2 protein-coding genes are annotated in these 1,399 nt (G+C 75.8%); both read left to right on the top strand.

Features of this window, described 5'->3' with window-relative positions; genetic code table 11:
• The first annotated feature begins 99 nt into the window (after positions 1–99).
• Entirely contained in the window at positions 100–951 is an 852-nt protein-coding gene (locus GXW76_RS25330) for a DUF58 domain-containing protein (RefSeq protein WP_211864909.1), read from the top strand.
• A partial coding sequence (locus GXW76_RS25335) for a BatA domain-containing protein (protein WP_211864910.1) occupies positions 951–1,399 on the top strand: 449 nt, incomplete at its 3' end. The genes GXW76_RS25330 and GXW76_RS25335, both read left to right, overlap by 1 nt.

A 1,399-nucleotide genomic window follows, 5' to 3' on the forward strand; every position in this document is an offset into this window, starting at 1 on the left:
CGCCACCCCGACCAAGTCGAGGGTTCCAAGGGCCTTTCGGCCTTTGGCGGGAGGGGTCCGGGGAGGGCAGCGCCCTCCCCGGGACCGCGCCGCAGCGCCATGACCACCCCTGTCTCCGTCCCCTGGGCCGAATCCCTCGGCGCCGCGCTGCCGCCCCTGGTCGTGCAGGCCGAGCGTGTCGCCGCCACGGTCATGCAGGGTGTCCATGGCCGTCGCCGCCCTGGCCAGGGCGATGCCTTCTGGCAGTTCCGCCCCTATGTCGCCGGCGATGCCGCCGCGCGGGTGGATTGGCGGCAATCGGCCAAGTCCGATCGCCTCTTCGTGCGCGAGACGGAATGGGAGGCCGCGCAGACCGTCGCCCTGTGGTCCCAGCGCGGGGCCGCGATGGACTGGCGCAGCGGCCGTGACCTGCCGGCCAAGGGCTTCCGCGCGGAGTTGCTGCTGCTGGCCCTCGCGTCGCTGCTGTTCCGCGGCGGGGAGAGGGTTCGGCTGTTCGGCCTGCCGCGGGCCTTTGCCGGGCGTGGGGCGATCTCGGCGCTGGCGGAGGCCCTGCCGCGCCAGGCCATGGTGGCCGAGGACGGGCGCATCCCGCGCCATGCGCGCGCGGTGCTGATCGGGGATTTCCTCGCGCCGCTGGAGGAGACGCGCAACGCGGTCGCGGCGCTGGCCGCGCGCTCGGTGCGGGGCCATCTGCTGCAGGTGCTCGACCCTGCGGAGGAAACCCTGCCCTTCACCGGCCGCATCCGCTTCGAGGGCCTCGGCACCGCCGAGCACGCGCTGGTGCCGCGTGTCGAGGGTGTGCGTGCGCTCTATGAGGAACGGCTGGCGCGGCACCGGGACGGGTTGGCGGCGATCGCCGCCGCTTCGGGCTGGTCCTTCGCCACCCACCGCACGGACCAGCCGCCCGAGGCGGCGCTGCTGGCCCTGTATCGCAGGCTGGCGCCCGGGTGATGTGGCAACTGGGCCCCCTCGCCTTCGCGGCGCCGTGGCTGCTGCTGGCGCTGCCCGCGCTGCCGCTGCTGTGGTGGCTGTTGCGCGTCAGCCCGCCGGCGCCGAAGACCCAGGCCTTCCCGGCCATCCGCCTGCTGCGGGACCTGCCGCCGACGGAGGAGACGCCGCACCGCACCCCCTGGTGGCTGCTGCTGCTGCGCATACTGGCGGCGGCGCTGCTGATCCTCGGCCTGGCGCGGCCGGTCTGGCAGCCGCAGTCAGGCGGCGGCGGGTCCGGCCCGCTGCTGGTGGTGATCGACAATGGCTGGGCGGCGGCACCCGACTGGCCCGCACGGACGGCGGCGGCTGCCGCTGCGCTGGAGGCCGCGGGGCGGGAGGGCCGGCGCGTCGCCCTGCTGCCGACCGCGCCGCCGGAAACCGGGGAACCGCTCGCCGCCACCGCGCTGAT

Source organism: Neoroseomonas soli, assembly GCF_018129065.1.
GTDB lineage: Bacteria > Pseudomonadota > Alphaproteobacteria > Acetobacterales > Acetobacteraceae > Neoroseomonas > Neoroseomonas soli.